General features: G+C 70.8%; 26 protein-coding genes, 2 tRNA genes and 1 other RNA gene. 22 read left to right on the plus strand and 7 right to left on the minus strand.

Annotated elements, in window-relative coordinates; translation table 11 throughout:
* Together HW130_RS34225 and ffs are read right to left on the minus strand one after the other, a co-directional pair.
* Positions 1–1,313 (minus strand): DNA polymerase III subunit gamma and tau (locus HW130_RS34225; protein WP_177153672.1); only part of this gene is annotated, 1,313 nt, incomplete at its 3' end.
* 64 nt (positions 1,314–1,377) lie between these two features.
* Positions 1,378–1,476: signal recognition particle sRNA small type (gene ffs, locus HW130_RS34230), an RNA gene on the minus strand.
* Positions 1,477–1,574: 98 nt separating this feature from the next.
* Here ffs and HW130_RS34235 point away from each other — a divergent pair.
* A tRNA-Ser gene (locus HW130_RS34235) sits at positions 1,575–1,662 on the plus strand.
* Between the two features lie 355 nt (positions 1,663–2,017).
* Here the strand turns inward: HW130_RS34235 and HW130_RS34240 are convergent.
* Positions 2,018–2,350 (minus strand): hypothetical protein, encoded by a 333-nt coding sequence (locus HW130_RS34240; RefSeq protein ID WP_177153673.1) that lies wholly within the window; start codon positions 2,348–2,350, stop codon positions 2,018–2,020.
* Positions 2,351–2,477: 127 nt separating this feature from the next.
* Between HW130_RS34240 and HW130_RS34245 the strand changes: the two genes are divergently transcribed.
* A complete protein-coding gene (locus HW130_RS34245) occupies positions 2,478–2,693 on the plus strand; it encodes a DUF5988 family protein (RefSeq protein WP_177153674.1) in 216 nt (71 codons plus the stop codon).
* Positions 2,694–2,700: 7 nt separating this feature from the next.
* Here the strand turns inward: HW130_RS34245 and HW130_RS34250 are convergent, their stop codons facing one another.
* Entirely contained in the window at positions 2,701–2,850 is a 150-nt protein-coding gene (locus tag HW130_RS34250; protein ID WP_177153675.1) for a hypothetical protein, read from the minus strand.
* Positions 2,851–3,292: 442 nt separating this feature from the next.
* Positions 3,293–3,520 (minus strand): hypothetical protein, encoded by a 228-nt coding sequence (locus tag HW130_RS34255; RefSeq protein WP_177153676.1) that lies wholly within the window; start codon positions 3,518–3,520, stop codon positions 3,293–3,295.
* 406 nt (positions 3,521–3,926) lie between these two features.
* Between HW130_RS34255 and HW130_RS34260 the strand changes: the two genes are divergently transcribed.
* The 10 genes from HW130_RS34260 (at position 3,927) to HW130_RS34305 (ending at position 12,006) form a co-directional block, all read left to right on the plus strand.
* Positions 3,927–4,136 (plus strand): hypothetical protein, encoded by a 210-nt coding sequence (locus HW130_RS34260; protein WP_177153677.1) that lies wholly within the window; start codon positions 3,927–3,929, stop codon positions 4,134–4,136.
* Positions 4,133–4,684, plus strand: a complete 552-nt coding sequence (locus tag HW130_RS34265) for a cupin domain-containing protein (RefSeq protein WP_177153678.1) — start codon at positions 4,133–4,135, stop codon at positions 4,682–4,684. The genes HW130_RS34260 and HW130_RS34265 overlap by 4 nt, the downstream gene beginning before the upstream one ends.
* Complete coding sequence (locus tag HW130_RS34270) at positions 4,677–5,546, plus strand: SDR family NAD(P)-dependent oxidoreductase (RefSeq protein ID WP_177153679.1); 870 nt, start codon at positions 4,677–4,679, stop codon at positions 5,544–5,546. Before HW130_RS34265 ends, HW130_RS34270 begins: the two co-directional genes overlap by 8 nt.
* 98 nt (positions 5,547–5,644) lie before the next feature.
* Positions 5,645–6,313, plus strand: a complete 669-nt coding sequence (locus HW130_RS34275; RefSeq protein ID WP_177153680.1) for a TetR/AcrR family transcriptional regulator — start codon at positions 5,645–5,647, stop codon at positions 6,311–6,313.
* A complete protein-coding gene (locus tag HW130_RS34280; protein ID WP_177153681.1) occupies positions 6,310–7,971 on the plus strand; it encodes an FAD-binding dehydrogenase in 1,662 nt (553 codons plus the stop codon). The genes HW130_RS34275 and HW130_RS34280 overlap by 4 nt, the downstream gene beginning before the upstream one ends.
* The gene (locus HW130_RS34285; protein WP_177153682.1) at positions 7,968–8,768 is read left to right on the plus strand and encodes an SDR family oxidoreductase; all 801 of its coding nucleotides are present in this window, start codon (positions 7,968–7,970) and stop codon (positions 8,766–8,768) included. The genes HW130_RS34280 and HW130_RS34285 overlap by 4 nt, the downstream gene beginning before the upstream one ends.
* Before the next feature lie 217 nt (positions 8,769–8,985).
* Entirely contained in the window at positions 8,986–9,399 is a 414-nt protein-coding gene (locus HW130_RS34290; RefSeq protein WP_177153683.1) for a YciI family protein, read from the plus strand.
* The gene (locus HW130_RS34295; protein WP_177153684.1) at positions 9,396–9,656 is read left to right on the plus strand and encodes a hypothetical protein; all 261 of its coding nucleotides are present in this window, start codon (positions 9,396–9,398) and stop codon (positions 9,654–9,656) included. Before HW130_RS34290 ends, HW130_RS34295 begins: the two co-directional genes overlap by 4 nt.
* Positions 9,657–9,708: 52 nt before the next feature.
* Entirely contained in the window at positions 9,709–10,308 is a 600-nt protein-coding gene (locus HW130_RS34300) for an HhH-GPD-type base excision DNA repair protein (protein WP_177153685.1), read from the plus strand.
* Between the two features lie 165 nt (positions 10,309–10,473).
* Positions 10,474–12,006 carry a M28 family metallopeptidase gene (locus tag HW130_RS34305; protein WP_177153695.1) on the plus strand — a complete coding sequence of 511 codons (1,533 nt, stop codon included), beginning with the start codon at positions 10,474–10,476 and terminating at the stop codon, positions 12,004–12,006.
* 36 nt (positions 12,007–12,042) lie between these two features.
* Here HW130_RS34305 and HW130_RS34310 read toward each other — a convergent pair whose 3' ends face one another.
* Positions 12,043–13,656 carry a helicase HerA-like domain-containing protein gene (locus tag HW130_RS34310; RefSeq protein ID WP_177153686.1) on the minus strand — a complete coding sequence of 538 codons (1,614 nt, stop codon included), beginning with the start codon at positions 13,654–13,656 and terminating at the stop codon, positions 12,043–12,045.
* A gap of 96 nt (positions 13,657–13,752) precedes the next feature.
* On the opposite strand from HW130_RS34310, the gene HW130_RS34315 reads away from it, so the two are divergent.
* Positions 13,753–14,049, plus strand: coding sequence for a type II toxin-antitoxin system VapB family antitoxin (locus tag HW130_RS34315; RefSeq protein ID WP_003955420.1), 297 nt, complete (start codon positions 13,753–13,755; stop codon positions 14,047–14,049).
* Positions 14,050–14,161: 112 nt separating this feature from the next.
* Positions 14,162–14,785 carry a LytR C-terminal domain-containing protein gene (locus tag HW130_RS34320; RefSeq protein WP_375256613.1) on the plus strand — a complete coding sequence of 208 codons (624 nt, stop codon included), beginning with the start codon at positions 14,162–14,164 and terminating at the stop codon, positions 14,783–14,785.
* A gap of 33 nt (positions 14,786–14,818) precedes the next feature.
* Here the strand turns inward: HW130_RS34320 and upp are convergent, their stop codons facing one another.
* Complete coding sequence (upp, locus tag HW130_RS34325) at positions 14,819–15,454, minus strand: uracil phosphoribosyltransferase (protein ID WP_177153687.1); 636 nt, start codon at positions 15,452–15,454, stop codon at positions 14,819–14,821.
* Between the two features lie 114 nt (positions 15,455–15,568).
* On the opposite strand from upp, the gene HW130_RS34330 reads away from it, so the two are divergent.
* From HW130_RS34330 to HW130_RS34365, 8 genes are all read left to right on the plus strand, one after another.
* Entirely contained in the window at positions 15,569–15,751 is a 183-nt protein-coding gene (locus HW130_RS34330; RefSeq protein WP_177153688.1) for a hypothetical protein, read from the plus strand.
* 160 nt (positions 15,752–15,911) lie between these two features.
* The gene (locus HW130_RS34335) at positions 15,912–16,454 is read left to right on the plus strand and encodes a hypothetical protein (RefSeq protein WP_177153689.1); all 543 of its coding nucleotides are present in this window, start codon (positions 15,912–15,914) and stop codon (positions 16,452–16,454) included.
* A gap of 7 nt (positions 16,455–16,461) precedes the next feature.
* Positions 16,462–16,953, plus strand: a complete 492-nt coding sequence (gene tadA / locus HW130_RS34340; protein ID WP_177153690.1) for a tRNA adenosine(34) deaminase TadA — start codon at positions 16,462–16,464, stop codon at positions 16,951–16,953.
* A 79-nt stretch (positions 16,954–17,032) separates the two neighbouring features.
* A tRNA-Ser gene (locus HW130_RS34345) sits at positions 17,033–17,117 on the plus strand.
* A gap of 164 nt (positions 17,118–17,281) precedes the next feature.
* The gene (locus HW130_RS34350) at positions 17,282–17,443 is read left to right on the plus strand and encodes a hypothetical protein (RefSeq protein WP_177153691.1); all 162 of its coding nucleotides are present in this window, start codon (positions 17,282–17,284) and stop codon (positions 17,441–17,443) included.
* A 51-nt stretch (positions 17,444–17,494) separates the two neighbouring features.
* The gene (locus HW130_RS34355; RefSeq protein WP_177153692.1) at positions 17,495–17,788 is read left to right on the plus strand and encodes a Dabb family protein; all 294 of its coding nucleotides are present in this window, start codon (positions 17,495–17,497) and stop codon (positions 17,786–17,788) included.
* A 188-nt stretch (positions 17,789–17,976) separates the two neighbouring features.
* A complete protein-coding gene (locus HW130_RS34360; protein WP_177153693.1) occupies positions 17,977–18,822 on the plus strand; it encodes an RNA polymerase sigma factor SigF in 846 nt (281 codons plus the stop codon).
* Between the two features lie 234 nt (positions 18,823–19,056).
* A partial coding sequence (locus tag HW130_RS34365; RefSeq protein WP_177153694.1) for a sigma-70 family RNA polymerase sigma factor occupies positions 19,057–19,546 on the plus strand: 490 nt, incomplete at its 3' end.

The following is a 19,546-nucleotide window of genomic DNA, read 5'->3' on the forward strand; positions in this document are numbered from 1 at the left end:
TGAGCGGCGGGGGCCGGTGCGGGCGGAGCCGCCTCGGGCCGTACGGCGGCGCGCGCCACAGCGGGGCCGCCACCGGGCGGCACCGGGGCGTGCGCCTGGGCCTCGGGACCGGGGACGTATCCCATGGCGGGCGCCGACCCGCCCGCCGAGAACGTCGCGCCGCGCTCCAGCCGGTCGAGCCGGGCCTGCACGGACCGCTCGTCGTCGAAGGCGGCGGGCAGCAGCACGCGGGCGCAGATCAGCTCCAGCTGGAGCCGCGGGGACGTGGCGCCGCGCATCTCGGTCAGTCCGGTGTTCACGAGGTCGGCCGCGCGGCTGAGCTCGGCCGCGCCGAAGACGGACGCCTGCGCCTGCATGCGCTCCACGACGTCGGCGGGCGCGTCGATCAGGCCCTTGGTGCCGGCGTCCGGAACAGCGGCCAGGATCACCAGGTCCCGCAGCCGCTCCAGGAGATCGGCCACGAACCTGCGCGGGTCGTTCCCGCCCTCGATGACGCGGTCCACGACCTCGAAGGCCGCGGCGCCGTCACCCGAGGCGAAGGCGTCCACGATCGAGTCGAGCAGAGACCCGTCCGTGTATCCGAGGAGAGAGGTGGCCATGGCATACGTCACACCGTCCTCGGCCGCGCCGGCGAGCAGCTGGTCCATGACGGACATGGAGTCACGCACGGACCCGGCCCCGGCGCGCACGACGAGCGGCAGCACCCCGTCCTCGACGGGGATGCCCTCGTGGCCGCACACCTCCGCCAGATACTCCCGGAGCGTGCCCGGCGGCACGAGACGGAACGGGTAGTGGTGCGTCCTGGACCGGATGGTGCCGATGACCTTCTCGGGCTCGGTGGTCGCGAAGATGAACTTCAGATGCTCCGGCGGCTCCTCGACCACCTTCAGCAGAGCGTTGAAGCCGGCCGAGGTGACCATGTGGGCCTCATCGATGATGTAGATCTTGTAGCGGCTGCTCGCCGGCCCGAAGAACGCCTTCTCGCGCAGGTCACGGGCGTCGTCCACGCCTCCGTGCGACGCGGCGTCGATCTCGATGACGTCGATCGACCCCGGCCCGTTGCGCGCGAGATCGCGACAGGACTGGCACTCACCGCAGGGCGTCGGCGTCGGGCCCTTCTCGCAGTTCAGACAACGGGCGAGGATGCGGGCACTGGTCGTCTTGCCGCAGCCGCGCGGCCCGCTGAACAGGTACGCGTGATTGACCCGGTTGTTCCGCAGGGCCTGCTGCAGCGGGTCGGTGACATGCTCCTGCCCGATGACCTCGGCGAACGACTCGGGGCGATAGCGGCGGTACAGCGCAAGGGACGACACGCTTACGAGGTTATCGGGGCCCGCCGACAATCGAAGCCGCCCCGAGACCCCGGGGTCCCCGCACAACGCAAGCGCCCCTCACGCACCCGCCAGAGCCGACCTACCCTTGCTGCCTTCCGGCCCTGGGGGAGTTCAGTCAGATAGCGCCACGTGAGGGGCTGCGCCCAGGTTACCCGATGCAGGAGGGTGGTCGGACCCATGGTTCCGGGCCGATGGGAACGGGTTCGCGAGCACTCCTCGACGTCATGTAATGTTTCCGGCGGAGGATTCGCCTAGAGGCCTAGGGCGCACGCTTGGAAAGCGTGTTGGGGGCAACCCCTCACGAGTTCGAATCTCGTATCCTCCGCCAGTGCCTCACCGGGCACGATGTCGAAGGGCCCCACCGTTCGCGGTGGGGCCCTTCGACGTTCCCGCCCTCGCGCTCAGTCGGCTGCGGGGGCCCAGACATGCAGTCCCCGGTAGTCCTCTCGCTCTCGCGAGTTCCAGTCGTCGCTGAGAACCCTGAGAATCGAGCGGATCTGCCGGGGGCCTGGCCAGAGCCGACAAGTGGGTCACGCCGCTCGGTGGACGTCTCCACCGACGGTGCGGCTCGCTCTGGTTTTCTGGTGTATATCGGATTTTCCTCCGGATTCACCGCAAGTCAAGGCCTTCGGGACAACGGACGGGGCCCGTGCTCACGGGCCCCGGACGCGTCCCCGACCGGTTCACCGCCGGGTGGCCAGCCACAGGCAGACGTACGGCGGTACGGCTGCGGTCAGGGCCGTGATGACCGCGGCACCGGCCAGCCCCTCGCTGACGGTGGGCAATACGGCGCTCCGCTCGCCCTCAGCGGTCCGGACGGTGACCTCGCACCCCTCCGCCGTCATGCTGATGCTGTCGCCCAGCCCGTAGCCCGTGTCGAAACACTCCCGGGAAGCGACGGCATCGGCGCCGAGCCACAGCAGCGCGGCCATGCCTGCGAGGAGGAGCGCTCCGGTCAGGCCGATCGTGCGCAGTCTGCGGGTCCGGTCCCGGACCTGAGGGGCATCCGTCGTCATGCGGCCATGTTCCCTGTTCGACCCTCGGCCCGGAACGGGAGACCGCATACGTCCCGGCCCGGCGCTCACCACCGTTCCCCGGCGCGTCACGGACCGGGGCCGAGCGGGCTTTGGGGAAACTGCCGTCATGACCGACGCATCGAAAGCAGTCCTCGAAGGCGGCCCCGCCGATCTTCCGGAGCGGATCGTCTCCCTCTCCGATACGGCCGCGCCCGGGACCGACCTCAAGGTCCCGTTCCGCGGCGGGTACGAGCACTTCAAGGCCACGTCGCGGCGGCAGGAGACCGCCGAAGGGGCGTTGCCGGTCTACGAATGGTGGGAACGCACGGAACTCCCGGGCTGAGCGCCGCTCAGGCCGTCGCCCCGGCCACCTCGTGCGCCGTGCGGACGAAGGCGCGGACCGCGCCTGTGTCGTCGCCGGCGCGCCGGACCAGGCGGTAGCCGACGGGCTCGGTGTCTCCGGGAACGGAACGCAGGTCACGCCGGGCCGCGCGTGACACGCGGCGGAGTGCGCGGTCGACGTGGTCGCCGCCGGCTCGGGTTCGCCCGCGCAACTGCTCGACGGTTACCGCGCCGGAATCGTCGTTCCCCTCGCCGCGGCTCTGCTCGCCGCCGCCATCAGGGCATTCGGGCCGCGTTGCCGGCCGGGCGCGATGGTCACGGGTTCGCATGCGGAATCCCGTACCGGAATCACCGCGCCCGCTGATCCGTTCCGCCACGGGAAAGGTCCGCACCTGAGCGGAAAGGGTCCTACCGATATGGGAAAGGACCCTTTCGATACAGCAAAGCCATTCCGTTCCGGTGCCGGTCCGGACATGCGCAGGGGCCCCGGGACTGGATATTCCGGGGCCCTGTCCCGCCCTCATCACCCACGGATACGCAGGCGGGGGCGGGCAATGCTCTTGGCCGAGAAGGCCGAGAAGACCGTGAGGAAGGTCGTTCTCAGATGCCGGTGGTCTGCACCGAGACGAGACCCTGGGCCGTACCGGTGACCGCGGCGACCGGCACGACGGACGCGACGGACTGGGCAGCCCCGACGACGTCACCGACGTTCACGGCAGCACCGTAGCCGTTGACACCGGCGTGGGCGCTGGCGATACCGCCGGAAATGCCGTCCAGCTCGCTGTCGGAAATCTCGGCGGTCTCGACAGGGGTGAAGTCGTTACGCACTTTCTCTCCCTTTCCATACTGGGGGATTCCTGGACTGACGCCGAACGAATGCGCCAAAGGAAAACGGGCCGGCAAACGGTCGCCTGACGCCCGGAGCGGGTATCGGCAAATCGCGACTCCCGCACCACAGGATGAGATCACGCCAACGGACCAACCGGCAACTTACGCTCCGGTTTTGACGGTGAATACTTCTTCACGACAACGCCAACTGACGTGCACTTTCGTCTGGCGCATCGGCGGACGAATACCGCCGAGGGGAATCCGGGCGAGATGTCGTCAGATGTCTAATTCCTGGCCGTATCGGGGTACAGATGAGCCGAAATACACCGCGTCCGATGACTTCACGCAGCCGAGGCGGTCCCCTGCAGGACCGTGAACCGAGGGCGCACGCCCGGAAGGGGTGGCGATGATGCGCAAGCTGATCGTCGGCGACATCATTTGGCTCGACGGCTACTGCGAGGGCCCTGGTGGTGACGTCATCGGCGTGATCGACGCGGGCACCCGTGCCTTCGAGAACGGGGCGGCCGCTCCGCTGCGTCTGCTCGGCACCCGCACCTGGGACAAGTCCGGCCTCGTCCTGGTCGCGTACGCCGTGGAACCGGCCCGAGCCCGGTGACGGACGGCCGGGACGACCGCGCGGGTGCAGCGGAGGTCGCCGCACTGGCCGCGCTCTACGGGCTGGAGCGACTGGCGGTGGAGGGCGGACTGTTCCGCCGGACCTGGGCGGGGCCGCCGGACGTCACGGGGCGCCCGGCCGGTTCGGCGATCATCGTGCTGCTCACCGCCGACGACGACGGCTTCTCGGCCATGCACCGGCTGCCGGTCGACGAGGTGTGGCACTTCTACGGCGGCGACCGGCTGGAGCTTCTGCTCCTCGACCCCGACGGCAGCAGCCGGGTCGAACTGCTCGCCGCCCCGGGCTCCGCAGGGCGGGTGCAGGCCGTGGTGCCCGCGGGCACGTGGATGGGTGCCCGCGTGGCACCGGGCGGGGCGTGGTCGCTGTGCGGCACGACGATGTCCCCCGGCTTCGTCGCCTCCGACTACGAAGGCGGGGACGTCGGCGAACTCCTCGCCCGGTACCCGCAGGAGGCCGACCGTATCCGGGCGCTGTGCCGTCCGCACGCGCCCCTGCGCATGACCGACGAGGAGACCGGCGATGGCTGACCACCCGTCCGACCGCAGGCCAGGCGGCACGCCCGCCCCGCAGGGCGGATCGGCGGGCGATCCGACGACGGACCCCGCGAGCAGCCGGTCCGCGGGCCCCTCACTGCCCCGGCTCACGGGCTCCGTCGCGCTGGTCACCGGAGCGGGCGGACTGATCGGCGGGGGCGTCGCGAGGCGGTTCGCGCAGGCCGGCGCCGCCGTCGTGCTCCACCACCGGCCGGGCGGACGGCCGGTCGCGCAGCTCGCGGAGGCGATCACGGCCATGGGCGGCGCGGCGCTGCCGGTCGAGGCGGACCTGACGGACGAGCGCGCGTGCCATCGGCTGATCGATGCGGCGGCCTCCTGGCGGGGGCGGCTGGACGCGCTGGTCAACAGCTCGGGGATCCAGCCGGTCCAGGATCTCGCGGGCATGACGGCCGACGACTGGCGCCGTATGACCGACGCCAATGTGACCAGCGCGTTCAGCTGCACCCAGGCGGCCGCCGGCGTGATGTCGGACCAGGGCGGCGGCACGGTCACGCACATCGCCTCGATCGAGGGCAGCCATCCGGCTCCCGGGCACGCGCACTACAGCTCCGCGAAGGCCGCCCTGATCATGTTCGCGCGTGCGGCGGCACTCGAGTACGGCCCGCGCGGCGTCCGCGTCAACACGGTCTCCCCCGGCCTGATCCACCGGGACGGCATCGAGGACGCGTGGCCCGACGGCGTCCGCCGCTGGACCCGGGCCGCGCCCCTGACCCGGCTGGGCCGCCCCGAGGACGTCGGCAACGCGTGCGTGTTCCTCGCCTCGGACGCCGCGGCCTGGATCAGCGGCCACGACCTGGTGGTGGACGGCGGCGTCAGCGCCCGCCCGACCTGGTAGCCAAGCGGCCGCCCGGAAGGACGGGCCGGCTCGTGCACACCCCTTGTCGATACACGAATGCATCCGATACGTTCGCGCATCGAACGAGGGGACCGGTCATGACCGCCACCGCACCCACACCCGCCACCACAGCGGCATCCGCATCACCGCCCGCGTCCAGGCGCGTCACCGCACGCCGCGCACAGACACGGCGGCGCATGCTCGACGCCGCCCTCGACGTGTTCGCCGACGAGGGCTTCGGCCGCTCGACCGTGGAACGGATCTGCGAACGGGCCGGCTACACACGCGGCGCCTTCTACTCCAACTTCACCTCCCTCGACGAGTTGTTCCTCGCCATGTGGGAGGAGCGCTCGCAGCGCATGCTCGCCGATCTGCGCGAGGCGCTCGGCGAGGTCTCCGCCGCGGCACCCGAGGAGGCGCTGCGGGCCGCGCTCCGCGCCATCCCCGTGGACGACGCCTGGTACAGGGTGACGGCCGAGTTCACCGCGCACGCGCTGCGCAATCCGTCCCTGCGGCGCGTGATGGCGGCCCGCGAACAGGCGATCCTCGACACGATCCTGCCGGTCGTGGTCGACGCGCTCGCGCGGACCGGGCGGCGGGTCCCCGACGTGACGGCCCTCGGGCAGGCCCTGGTCGCCGTGCACGACGGCACCTCCGTGCAGGTGCTGCTCGAACCGGACAGCGAGGCGCCGCACAGGCGCCGCGAGGAGCTGTTCGGACACGTTCTGCAGGCATACAGCACGCCCGGCGCCGAGGAGGCAGCGTGAGCGAGGACGCCGACGTCATCGTCGTGGGAGCGGGACTGGCCGGTCTCGTCGCGACGTACGAACTGACCCGTGCGGGACGGCGGGTGGTGGTCGTCGACCAGGAGAACGAGGCCAACCTCGGCGGTCAGGCGTTCTGGTCGCTCGGCGGACTGTTCTTCGTCGACAGCCCCGAACAGCGGCGGATGGGCATCAAGGACTCCGTCGACCTGGCCATGTCCGACTGGCTGGGCTCGGCCGGGTTCGACCGGGAGCGCGAGGACCGCTGGCCGCGCAAGTGGGCCGAGGCGTACGTGCATTTCGCCGCCGGTGAGAAGCGCGACTACCTGCAGCGGCTCGGGCTGCGGGTGATGCCGACGGTCGGCTGGGCCGAGCGCGGCAACGGCACGGCGGGCGGGCACGGGAACTCCGTCCCGCGCTTCCACATCACCTGGGGCACCGGTCCCGAGGTGGTGCGGGTCTTCCGCGAGCCCGTGCTCGCCGCGGCTGCCCGCGGCCTGGTGACCTTCCGTCACCGCCACCGCGTCGACGGGCTGATCGTCGAGAACGGGGCGGCCGTCGGTGTGCGAGGCACCGTGCTCGAAGCGTCCGGCGTGCCGCGCGGGGTCGCCTCCTCGCGTGAGCCGGCGGGCGAGTTCGAGCTCCGCGCGCAGGCGGTGGTCGTGACCTCCGGCGGCATCGGCGGAAACCAGGAACTGGTCCGCGAGAACTGGCCCGCCGGCCGCCTCGGGCCCGCGCCCACGTCGATGATCACCGGTGTTCCCGCGTACGTCGACGGCCGGATGCTGGAGATCACCGAGCGCGCGGGCGGCTCGATCGTCAACCGCGACCGCATGTGGCACTACACCGAGGGCATCAGGAACTGGGACCCGATCTGGCCCGACCACGCGATCCGGATCATCCCCGGCCCCTCCTCGCTGTGGCTGGACGCGACGGGGCGAAGGCTCCCCGTGCCGCTGTTCCCCGGCCACGACACGCTCGCCACGCTGAAGCACATCGTGGGCACCGGGCACGACCACACGTGGTTCGTGCTGACGCGGGCGATCGTGGAGAAGGAGTTCGCGCTCTCCGGCTCCGAGCAGAACCCCGACATCACCGGCAAGGACCTGAAGCTGGTGCTGTCCCGGGCGAAGAAGGGCGCCCCCGGACCCGTGCAGGCGTTCCTCGACCACGGCGAGGACTTCGTCGTACGACCGACGCTCAAGGAGCTCGTCAAGGGCATGAACGCCCTGACGCCCGACTGCGAACTCGACTACGCGCAGGTCGAACGGGAGCTCCTGGCACGCGACAGCGCGGTGGACAACGCGTACACCAAGGACTTCCAGCTCATGTCCGTCGTCAACGCCCGTGCGTACTGGCCCGACCGGCTCACCCGGGTCGCGAAACCCCACCGCCTCCTCGACCCCGAGCAGGGTCCGCTGATCGCCGTACGGCTGCACCTGCTGACCCGCAAGACGCTCGGCGGCCTGGAGACGACGCTGAACTCGCAGGTGGTCCGCCCCGACGGGTCCGTCTTCGACGGTCTCTACGCGGCCGGTGAGGTCGCCGGGTTCGGCGGCGGCGGGGTGCACGGCTACAACGCGCTGGAGGGCACGTTCCTCGGCGGCTGCATCTTCTCCGGCCGGGCCGCCGGCCTCGCGATCGCCCGGCGGCTGGGGTGACGCCCCGGGGCACGGCCCTGGTGACGGGCGCGTCGTCGGGCATCGGCGCCGCCGTGGCCGCGGCACTCGTGGAGCGCGGTTACCGCGTCTACGGCACGAGCCGCGACCCGGCGTCGGTCACCGACCCGGCCCCCGGCGTCGAGTACCTGGCCCTCGACCTCACCGACGACGCCTCCATCGAGGCGTGCGCAGCGGCGGCCGGTGCGGTGGACGTCCTGGTCAACAACGCGGGCGAGAGCCAGAACGGGCCGCTGGAGGAGCTGCCCATGGAGGCGCTGGAACGGCTGTTCCGCCTCAATGTCCTCGGGGCCGTACGGCTCACCCAGCTCCTGCTGCCCGGTATGCGGGCCCGCCGGCGCGGCCGGGTGGTCATGATCGGCTCCATGCTGGCCAGCTTCCCGCTCGCGTACCGCTCCTCGTACGTCGCCTCCAAGGCGGCGATCAAGGGCTTCGCGAACGCCGCGCGGCGCGAGGTCGCCCCGTACGGCGTCGGCATCACCACCGTCGAGCCCGGCTCGATCAACACGGGCATCAGCGAGCGCCGCACACAGTACGTCGCCGACGACTCGCCGTACCTGGCGGAGTACCGCACGATGCTCGCCGCGCTCAACGCCAACGAGGCGAAAGGCATCCCGGCCCGGCGCGTCGCCGCCACCGTGGTGCGGGCGACAGAAGCGGCGCGCCCGAGGCCGCTCTACGCGGTGGGCAGCAACGCGCCCGTGGTGTTCGCACTGCGCAGACTGCTGCCGAGGTCGGCCGTCGAGCGAATGGTGGCCCGCAGACACGGGCTGCGCTGACGCGGACCGTCCGCCGGGCGGGCAGTCACCGGCGATTCCGTGCCCGGTGTGCGTGAAGCCGCCGGGCGGCAAGACGCTGCCGGCCGCGTCCGCGACCGTCCGAAAAAACCCGGCGCGCCCTTCCGAGAATGCGGTTCCCGCTCCGCCGTCCCCTGTGAGAGTTGCCCACAAGGGGGCGGCAGCGAGGGGCGAAGGCCCCGGACGAAGGAGCGAGACCATGAAGTACCTGGTGATGATTCAGGGCACGCAGGCCGACTACGAGGCGATGCGCGGCAACGCGTCGCCGGGGGCGCCCGCGTGGAGCGAGAAGGAGATGCAGGCGATGTTCTCGTTCATGCAGTCCGTGAACGACGACCTCGCGAAGTCCGGTGAGTTCGTCGACGGGCAGGGGCTCGCCGAGCCCGCGCTCACCCGGCACGTCACCTCCGGCGAGGACGGCCGGCCGGTGATCACCGACAGGCCGTACAGCGACACGAAGGAACTCCTCGCCGGCTACTGGGTCCTCGACTGCGAGAGCCTGGAGCGGGTCACGGAGATCGCCGCGCGGATCGCGCAGTGCCCCACCCCGGAGGGGACCACGGAGTACCCCGTCGTGATCCGGCCCATCCTGGACGGCGGAGGCGATGTGTGAACCGCGCGCCCGGGACCGTGGACCTGCTGCGCCACCGCACGCCGCAGGTCCTCGGCGCGCTTGTGCGGCGCTGCGGCCGCTTCGGCCTGACCGAGGACGCGGTGCAGGAGTGGCCGGACGCCGTACGGGCGCATCCGCTGGATCCTGCGGGTGACAGCGAGGGTGTCCTCGCCGCCTGCCAGGCCGCGGCGCGCCACACACTCAGCCTGCCCGAGGCGCGCCACCTCCGCATGCGGGCGGCCCGGCTCGCCTCCTGACGTGCGGCCCGCGGCGCTGGCGGCCCGTACGCCGCCGGGCGATCATCGGGACATGGACGCCACGATTCACCTCGCCCAGCAGCCCGAGGCCGACGCGCTGCTCGTCCGCAGCCCGCTCGCCGCCCTCGTCGGCATGCTGCTCGACCAGCAGATCCCCATGGAGTGGGCGTTCACCGGCCCCTTCACGATCGCGCAGCGCCTGGGCGCCGACGACCTGGACGCCGCTCAGATCGCGGCGTACGACCCGGACGCCTTCGGTGAGCTCCTCCGGCAGAAGCCGGCCGTGCACCGCTATCCGGCGTCGATGGCCAAGCGGGTGCAGGAGCTGTGCCAGTTCCTCGTCGACGAGTACGACGGCGACGCGAGCGCCGTGTGGCGGGACGTGGGCGGCGGCGCCGAACTGCTGGCACGGCTGAAGGCGCTGCCCGGCTACGGCGAGCAGAAGGCACAGATCTTCCTGGCGCTGCTGGGCAAGCAGTACGGCATCACGCCCGAGGGGTGGCGCGAGGCGGCCGGGGCGTACGGCGAGAAGGACTCCTATCGGTCCGCGGCCGACATCACCGGACCTGAGTCGCTGGCCCGGGTGCGGGCGTACAAGCAGGAGAAGAAGGCGGCGGCCAAGGCGAAGAAGTCGGCCACGGAAAAACGCTGATGGCGGCACGTGGACGCGGAAGCAGTCCGTCCGGGCATCAAGGTGAGGAAATGCGCCGCCAGTTGTGGAAAAGGTGTTCACAGAACCCCCGGCAGATCGCTAGCTTCCCCTCAACCCACGTTCGCACCGGGAAGGACCTCTGTGAACGCAACCCCTCGCAGAGCCGTGGCCACTCTGGCCGCAGCCGCACTCGCGACCCCGCTCCTGCTGGCATCCGCCTCCCCTTCCGCAGCCCGTCCCGACCCCGCCGACCGAGCGGCCGAGGACGCGGCGAAGCTGGCCAGGAAGCTGGTCGCCCGTGCGTCGGCCGACGACGCGTTCGAGCACCTCGAGAAGTTCCAGCAGATAGCCGACTCGTCCGGCGGCCACCGCGCCGCCGGTTCCCTGGGGCACGACGCGTCGGCCGCGTACGTGTACCAGCAGCTGAAGCGGTACGGGTACGACGTCTCGTACCAGAAGTTCGAGTTCGTCTACACGCAGACGCTGGCGGAGAAGCTGTCGGTCCTCTCGCCGTCGCCGCGCGACCTCACCATCAAGGCGATGACGTTCACCAAGTCGACCCCCGTCGGCGGTGTCCGCGCCGCGCTGGCCGCCGTGCCGGTGGACGACACGACCGGCTGCACGGCGGCCGACTACGCCTCGTCGGCGTTCACCGGCAAGATCGCGCTGATCAAGCGCGGCGGCTGCACGTTCGCCGAGAAGCAGGCTGCCGCGGCCGGCGCCGGTGCCGTCGGCGCCATCGTCTACAACAACACCGACGGTGTGCTCTCCGGCACCCTCGGCGAGGCCGCCGCGGGGAAGATCCCGACCGGCGGCATCACCAAGGCCGACGGCGAGAAGCTTGCCGCCGACCTGGCCACGGGGCCGGTGAACGTCTCCTTCGAGATCCGCCAACTCCAGGAGACACGCTCCACCAACAACGTGATCGCCGAGACCCGCCACGGCAACGCGGCCAACACCGTGGTGCTCGGCGCGCACCTCGACTCGGTCACCGAGGGCCCGGGCATCAACGACAACGGCTCCGGCTCGGCCGGTCTGCTCGAAGTCGCCCAGGAACTGGCCAAGAAGGAGCCGCGGCCCGCCAACAAGGTCCGCTTCGCCTGGTGGTCGGCCGAGGAGAACGGACTCCTCGGCTCCGAGCACTACGTCGCGAACCTGAGCGATCTCGGCAAGAAGGAGATCAAGCTCTACCTGAACTTCGACATGATCGCCTCGCCGAACTACGGGCTCTTCGTCTACGACGGCGACGACTCCGACCGCGTGGGCGCGGGCCCCGGCCCCGCCGGATCGGCGCAACTGGAGCGCGACATCAACGAGTTCCTCGACCGGCAGGGCCACCCGCACGAGGGAACCGACTTCACCGGCCGTTCCGACTACGGCCCGTTCATAGAGGTCGGCATCCCGTCAGGCGGCACCTTCACGGGTGCCGAGGGCATCAAGACCGAGGCACAGGCGAAGAAGTTCGGCGGCACGGCAGGCGTCGCGTACGACCCGAACTACCACGCCGAGGGCGACACCATCGACAACATCGACATGGACGCCTTCGCCGTGAACATCGGCGTCATCGCCAACGCCGTCGGCACCTACGCCCACGACCTCAGCTCGCTGCGCAAGCCGGTCGCGACCGTCCCGACGGAGGGCGACGCGGGCAGCGGCGGCGGCCTGCACGACGGCCACGACCACGAGGTCACCGAGTAACGGCCCCACGCAAGGGCACACCGGCGCGCCGCGGGATCACCTCCTGCGGCGCGCCGTTCCGAACAGGGAGCGCGTGATCTCCCGGCCGAGCTGCGTACCGACCGAGCGCGCCAGCGACCTGAAGACGCCACTGCCCATGACCTGCTCGGCGAGCGACTCCTCCCGCCTCTCCCCGCTCCGCCGCGCGGGCTCCGGCTCGGCCTCGCGCTCTGCCTCCCGAGCCGCCTGGTCGGCCGCCGCCTCCGCCGCCCGCTGCTCGGCCGTCAGCCGCTCGTACGCCGACTCGCGGTCGACGGCCTCGGCATAGCGCCCGTACAGCGAGGACCCCTTGACCGCCGCGTCCAGCGCGGCCGCCTCGGCCGGCCCCATCCGCGACCGCGGCGCGCGCAGCCGGGTCACGGCGACCGGTGTCGGCGCGCCCGTGTCGCTCAGCACGGTGACCACCGCCTCGCCCGTCCCGAGCCCGGTGAGGACCTCCTCCAGGTCGTACGGGGACTTCGGGAACGTCCTGACCGTGGCCTTGAGCGCCTTGGCGTCCTCGGGGGTGAAGGCGCGCAGCGCGTGCTGCACCCGGTTGCCGAGCTGCGCGAGGACGTCGCCGGGCACGTCCTTCGGGGCCTGCGTGACGAAGAAGATCCCGACCCCTTTCGAGCGAATCAGCCGCACGGTCTGCGTGATCGACTCCAGGAACGCCTTCGACGCCCCGCTGAACAGCAGATGCGCCTCGTCGAAGAAGAAGACGAGCCCCGGCCGGTCCAGGTCCCCGACCTCCGGCAGGTCGTGGAAGAGGTCGGCGAGCATCCACATCAGGAACGTCGAGAACAGCTGCGGCTTGTCCTGCACCGCCGGCAGCTCCAGTACGGACACGAGCCCGCGCCCGTCGGGCGCCGTGCGCAGCAGCTCGGCCGTGTCGAAGGCCGGTTCGCCGAAGAATCCGGAGGCGCCCTGCTGCTCGAAGGCCGTGATCGAGCGCAGGATCACTCCGGCGGTCGCGGTGGACAGTCCGCCGATGGCCTTGAGCTCCGCCCTGCCCTCGTCCGACACCAGGAAGGCGACGACGGCCCGCAGGTCCTTGAGGTCGACCAGCTCCAGGCCCTTGGCGTCGGCGTAGTGGAAGATCAGCCCGAGGGACTGCTCCTGCGTCTGGTTCAGCCGGAGCACCTTCGCGAGGAGCAGGGGGCCGAAGTCGGTGACAGTGGCCCGCACCGGAATGCCCGGCCCGATGCCGCCGAGTCCGTAGAACTCGCACGGGAAGCCCGCCGCGGACCACCGCTGGCCGACCTGACCCGCCCGCTCCTGGACCCGGTCGCCGCCCTGCCCCGGGGCGGAGATCCCCGACACGTCCCCCTTGATGTCGGCGAGGAAGACCGGGACGCCGTTCTCCGAGAGCTGTTCGGCGATCAGCTGGAGCGTCTTGGTCTTGCCGGTGCCCGTCGCGCCGGCGACCAGCCCGTGCCGGTTGAGCATCGACAGCGGGATGCGGATCTGCGCCCCGGGCAGGCACTGCCCGTCCCACAGCAGGGCGCCCAGGTCGAGCGCGGGGCCGGTGAAGGAGTAGGCGGAGGCGATCTCCCCGGCGGGCCGTGGGAGGGCCGCGGCGGACCCGATCTCCTCGCCGGCGCCCTGTCGCACTGGCTCCTGAGGTGTCATGAGAGACCCCTGTTTCCCGTTTTGCATACTTTTCCGCAGGATCGCACTGCGGCTCCGCGGCTGCGCCCGGTGCCCCTCGGCCGGTAGGCTTTCCGTGTGATCTTCAAGCGCATCGGCAACGGGCGGCCGTATCCCGACCACGGCCGGGAAAGCACCCGGCAGTGGGCGGATGTCGCGCCGCGCCCGGTCCGCCTCGATCAGCTCGTGACGACCAAGGGCCAGCTGGACCTCGAAACGCTGCTCGCCGAGGACTCGACGTTCTACGGCGACCTCTTCGCCCATGTCGTGAAGTGGCAGGGCGACCTCTATCTGGAGGACGGGCTCCACCGCGCCGTGCGCGCCGCCCTGCAGCAGCGCCAGGTGCTCCACGCCCGCGTGCTCGAGCTGGGCTGAGCCCCCGTGGCAGGGTCGGCCGCTGATCCTTTCGGGGCCTTTCGGCACCGTACGGACGCAATGCACTGATCGTTTAGTAGGCATGGCGACCAGGCCGCACTACGCTGCGCCCATGAGCATGCTCACTCCCCCCGGTATGGGCGGAAAGTACCGCATCACGGGCGACAAATACCCTCGTATGCGACGCCCCCGGAACCGCCGCAGAGTCGTCTTCGCGGTGGTGGCCGTGGTGGTGGCCCTCGGACTGGCCGGCTGGGGCACGATGCAGCTCGTCGACGCCTTCACCGGCGGCGGCCAGAAATCCACGGCGGCCGCCAAGCGCAAGTGCGAGCCCGTCCCGACCGTCTCCGCGGCGCCCCCGCCGCCGAAGCCGCGCCAGGTCACGGTGAACGTCTACAACGCCACCCCGCGCAGCGGTCTGGCGAAGGCGGCGGCCGACGAGCTGAAGAAGCGCGGCTTCACGATCGGCAAGGTGGGCAACGCGACGCCGGAGTACGACAAGAAGGTCCCCGGCACCGCGGTGCTGCTGGGCGGGGCGACGGCCCACGAGGGCTCTTTCCGGGTCCTGGGCACGCAGCTCGTCGGCACCCAGCTCAAGACCGACACCCGCGAGACGGCGGACATCGACCTGATCATCGGTACGGCCTACAAGGCCCTGGAACCGAAGAAGAACGCGGACGCGGCTCTGGCCGCCATGGCCGAACCGGCGCCCGCGCCCTCAGCCACCTGCCGGTGAATCGGGGCAGGCCGTCCAGCGCGAACCCAGCCCTCAGCCGGCAGTCCCGTACATGCGGTCGCCCGCGTCGCCGAGGCCCGGGACGATGTAGCCGTGCTCGTTCAGGCGCTCGTCGACCGACGCCGTCACCACCGTCACCGGCGTGCCCGCCAGTTCGCGCTCCATCAACTCGACGCCCTCCGGCGCCGCCAGCAGCACGACCGCGGTCACGTCGTCCGCGCCGCGCTTGATCAGCTCCTGGATCGCCGCGACCAGCGTGCCGCCGGTGGCCAGCATCGGGTCGAGCACGTACACCTGGCGGCCGGACAGGTCCTCCGGCATCCGCGTCGCGTACGTCGACGCCTCCAGGGTCTCCTCGTTGCGGATCATCCCCAGGAAACCCACCTCGGCGGTCGGCAGCAGCCGCACCATGCCGTCGAGCATGCCGAGGCCCGCCCGCAGGATCGGCACGACGAGGGGGCGCGGATGCGACAGCTTGACGCCGGTCGTGCCCGTCACCGGGGTCTGGATGTCGACCTGCTCGGTGCGCACGTCCCGGGTGGCCTCGTACGCGAGCAGGGTGACCAGCTCGTCGGCGAGGCGCCGGAAGGTCGGGGAGTCGGTGCGCCGGTCGCGCAGCGTGGTGAGTTTGTGCGCCACCAACGGGTGGTCGACGACGTGGATCCGCATGGCGCCAACACTAGCCCGCACTCGCATCAACAGGGGTATCGGAGGGAAGGTGGTGGGGTACCCCCGGGCCGCAGGCACGAGGGCAAACGGAGCACTCGTGGGGTGGTGTGACCGATGGCGGAGTCCGAGCCGAAGCGCGACGAGGAGCCGGAGACCGACGCGGAGCGCCGCAGGCGACGCGCCCAGTTCCTGCGCGAGCTGAACGAGGCGAAGGCACTGCGCGACCGGGTGCAGCCACGACGGGCCCGCGCGGCCCGGATGCGCCAGCAGATGCGTATGCGGACGTTCCGCTGGTGACCTCGCGGGGTTCCCCCGAAGCCGGCCTCACAGAACTGGTGGCCGACGCCACGACGGAAGACCTCTCGCAACGCGGATGTTTCTGCCACGATTCCGAGTGGGCGGGGCAGACATCAGCGCACCGCCGGTCGTCACACCTCTGATCAGTGGGAGAGTCACGGTGTACTTCGCCGCACTGCTCGCGCGCACTCATGACGGGTGGCAAGCGAGCGACACAGAGCTCGACGATGTGGAGACGCTGTCGGATCTGACCGACCTGGCCCGCGATGCCTCGGTGGACGAGGACACGGTGCTCCTCTTCATCGAGCAGGAGGACGCCTGGTTCGGCATCGTCCGCGTCGAGGGCGAGGAGGACCCTCGGATCTTCGTCTCGGACGCGGCCGCGGCCGCACGCTCCTCCTATGGGGAGATGCTGACCAACGAACTGCTCGGCGGGGACGATGACGACCCGGCCGACGACCTGGACGCCCTGGACCTCGACGGAACCGAGGACGGGGAGACGCAAGCGGACGACGACGAGGACACGGCGGACGGCGGCGCTCTGGACAGCGGCGACACCGTATCGGCCGGCCCGGTCGGAGACCGCGAGATCCTGATGGACCTCGGCCTGTCGGAGAAGGAGCTGCTGGCGCTGGACACGGACGCGCTGCTGGAGATCGCCGAAGCGCTCGGCGCGGGCGAGGTCCTGGAGACCGTGCGCTGACGATCACATGACGGAAGATCCGAACGACGACCCCGTCCGCGACCCCTGGCAGGCGCCCATGCGTCTGGCGATCGAGGAGGCCGAGCGCGCGGCGCGGGCCGGTGACGTGCCGGTCGGCGCCGTCGTGCTCGCCGCGGACGGCACGGTCCTGGCCACGGGCCACAACGAACGCGAGGCGACGGGCGATCCGACGGCGCACGCCGAGGTGCTGGCGATCCGCCGTGCGGCCTCGCGTCTCGGCGAGTGGCGGCTCACCGGCTGCACGATCGTCGTGACGCTGGAGCCGTGCACGATGTGCGCCGGCGCGATCGTGCAGTCCCGTGTGGACCGCGTGGTCTACGGCGCACGCGACGAGAAGGCGGGCGCGGCCGGTTCGCTGTGGGACGTCGTACGGGACCGCAGGCTCAACCACCGGCCTGAGGTGGTGCTCGGCGTGCTCGAAGGCGCGTGCTCGACCCAGCTGACGACTTTCTTCCGGAACCGTCCCGCCGAGCGCTGAGGCCCGGCCGTCGCCGTCGGCGGGCGCGGTGCGGATACCGATTTCGGCGTACGGGCCACCTTGGGCTAAGCTCTCTCCCGGTAGCGTGTCCGAGCGGCCGAAGGAGCTCGCCTCGAAAGCGAGTGTGGCGCAAGTCACCGAGGGTTCAAATCCCTCCGCTACCGCTCTTGTCGAAGGGTCCCGGTGCAGTCGCACCGGGGCCCTTCGCGCATGGTCGGTGACGCCTTCGTGCATGGTCCGTGACGGGGGTGGCCGGAAAAAGCGGCTCGGTTAGACTCACGCGACGCATGGGCAGGGGCAGGGCCGGCAGGGGAGACAGGGGCCGAGGGTGGAAGCGAAGAAGATCGCTCTTTACATAGTCGTCGTCTTTGTCCTGTACACGATCATCACCTCCCCCGAGAAGGCCGCCGATCTGGTCGGGATAGGGTTCGAGGGCATTTCGGACGCCGCGCAGGGTGTCGGACAGTTCATGACCGAGCTCGTCAACTAGACCGCCAGGCATCCCGTTCAGCCCCACCCCCAGTCCCCCAGGAGTGCCCCCTTGATCCGCCATCTGGTCCTCTTCAAGCTCAACGACGGCGTCGGGCGCGACGAGCCGCGCGTGATCGCCGGCGCGAAGGCCTTCCAGGAGCTGGACGGGCTCGTCCCGGAGCTGGAGTTCTGGGAGTGCGCCTGGAACATCACCGACCGGCCCATCGCGTACGACTTCGCCATCAACTCCGCCGTGGCCGACGCCGACGCCCTCAAGCGCTACCTCGAGCACCCGGCGCACCAGGCGGCCGCCGCGCAGTGGCGCGAGTTCGCCACCTGGGTGATCGCCGACTACGAGTTCTGAGCACTCCGCACCCCCGGACCCCTCGCCGCCACGGCGAGGGGTTCTTGTGTTTTGCGGCTCATCGGACGCCAATCCGCTGTCAACACGGAGTTATCAGGTGCTTGCACACAGTGGACATGTCTTGTGATGCTATGACCGCTTTTGACGGATGAGTTGACCGAAATCGACCGCAAAGGGGTGGCGTGACCGTGTCGGCCAGTACTGCGCCTCAGGTACCACCCCAGAACGAGCGGCCGGACGAGACCCCCTCCGCCGTCGCGAGGCCTCAGAGCAGAGGCGCCGACACCAGGGCCCTCACCCAGGTCCTCTTCGGCCGCCTCAAGACGCTGGAGCCGGGCACCAAGGAGCACGCCCGGGTGCGCTCGGCGCTCATCGAGGCCAACCTTCCGCTGGTGCGCTACGCCGCCGCCCGCTTCCGCTCCCGGAACGAGCCCATGGAGGACGTCGTCCAGGTCGGCACGATCGGGCTGATCAACGCGATCGACCGGTTCGACCCGGACCGGGGCGTGCAGTTCCCGACGTTCGCAATGCCGACGGTCGTCGGTGAGATCAAGCGCTACTTCCGCGACAACGTCCGCACCGTGCACGTGCCGCGCCGGCTCCACGAGCTGTGGGTCCAGGTCAACGGCGCGACGGAGGACCTCACGACGGCCCACGGCCGCTCGCCCACGACCGCGGAGATCGCCGAACGCCTGAAGATCGGCGAGGACGAGGTGCTCGCCTGCATCGAAGCGGGCCGCTCGTACCACGCCACGTCGCTGGAGGCGGCGCAGGAGGGCGACGGGATGCCCGGCCTGCTCGACCGGCTCGGCTACGAGGACCCTGCGCTCGCCGGCGTCGAGCACCGCGATCTCGTACGGCACCTGCTCGTCCAGCTGCCCGAGCGCGAGCAGCGCATCCTGATGCTCCGTTACTACAGCAATCTGACACAGTCCCAGATCAGTCAGGAACTGGGCGTCTCGCAGATGCACGTGTCGCGGCTGCTGGCGCGAAGTTTCGCGCGACTTCGATCCGCAAACAGGATCGAAGCGTAAGCAGAACGGGTAGAGCCTCTCCGAGTCTCTGAGGGAGGCTCAAAAGCCTTACCCCCCTGGTTTCCTGGGCATTTCGACCCGATACTTGTCGACATGTCACTACAGCGTGTTGCCGACATGTGACATTCTGCGGAAAGCGCGTTTGCCGCAGCCCCGCCGCCGGTATTCAGGTGGAGGCTGCGTTCCTCAGTCGGTCGCGGCCACCGCGACCGTCCGCGACCTCAAGGGGGTGGCATGTCCGCAGAAATGGGCAGCTCGAAGGTGCTCACGCGTGCGCCCGGCGCACCCGCACCCGTCGTGTCCGACAGCTCGGAAGCCATCGACACCCGCACTCTGTCCCGCTCCCTGTTCCTGCGGCTGCGCGCGCTGGACAGCGAGGGCGCGGCCGACGACAGCCCGGAGCGCACCTACGTGCGCGACACCCTCATCGAGCTCAACCTCCCCCTCGTGCGGTACGCGGCGGCCCGCTTCCGCAGCCGCAACGAGCCGATGGAGGACATCGTCCAGGTCGGCACGATCGGGCTGATCAAGGCGATCGACCGGTTCGACTGCGAACGGGGCGTGGAGTTCCCGACGTTCGCGATGCCGACAGTCGTGGGCGAGATCAAGCGCTTCTTCCGGGACACCTCGTGGTCCGTGCGGGTGCCGCGCCGGCTCCAGGAGCTGCGGCTCGCCCTCACCAAGGCCAGTGACGACCTGTCCCAGAAGCTCGACCGCTCCCCGA

Source organism: Streptomyces sp. PKU-EA00015, from assembly GCF_013387495.1.
GTDB lineage: Bacteria > Actinomycetota > Actinomycetes > Streptomycetales > Streptomycetaceae > Streptomyces.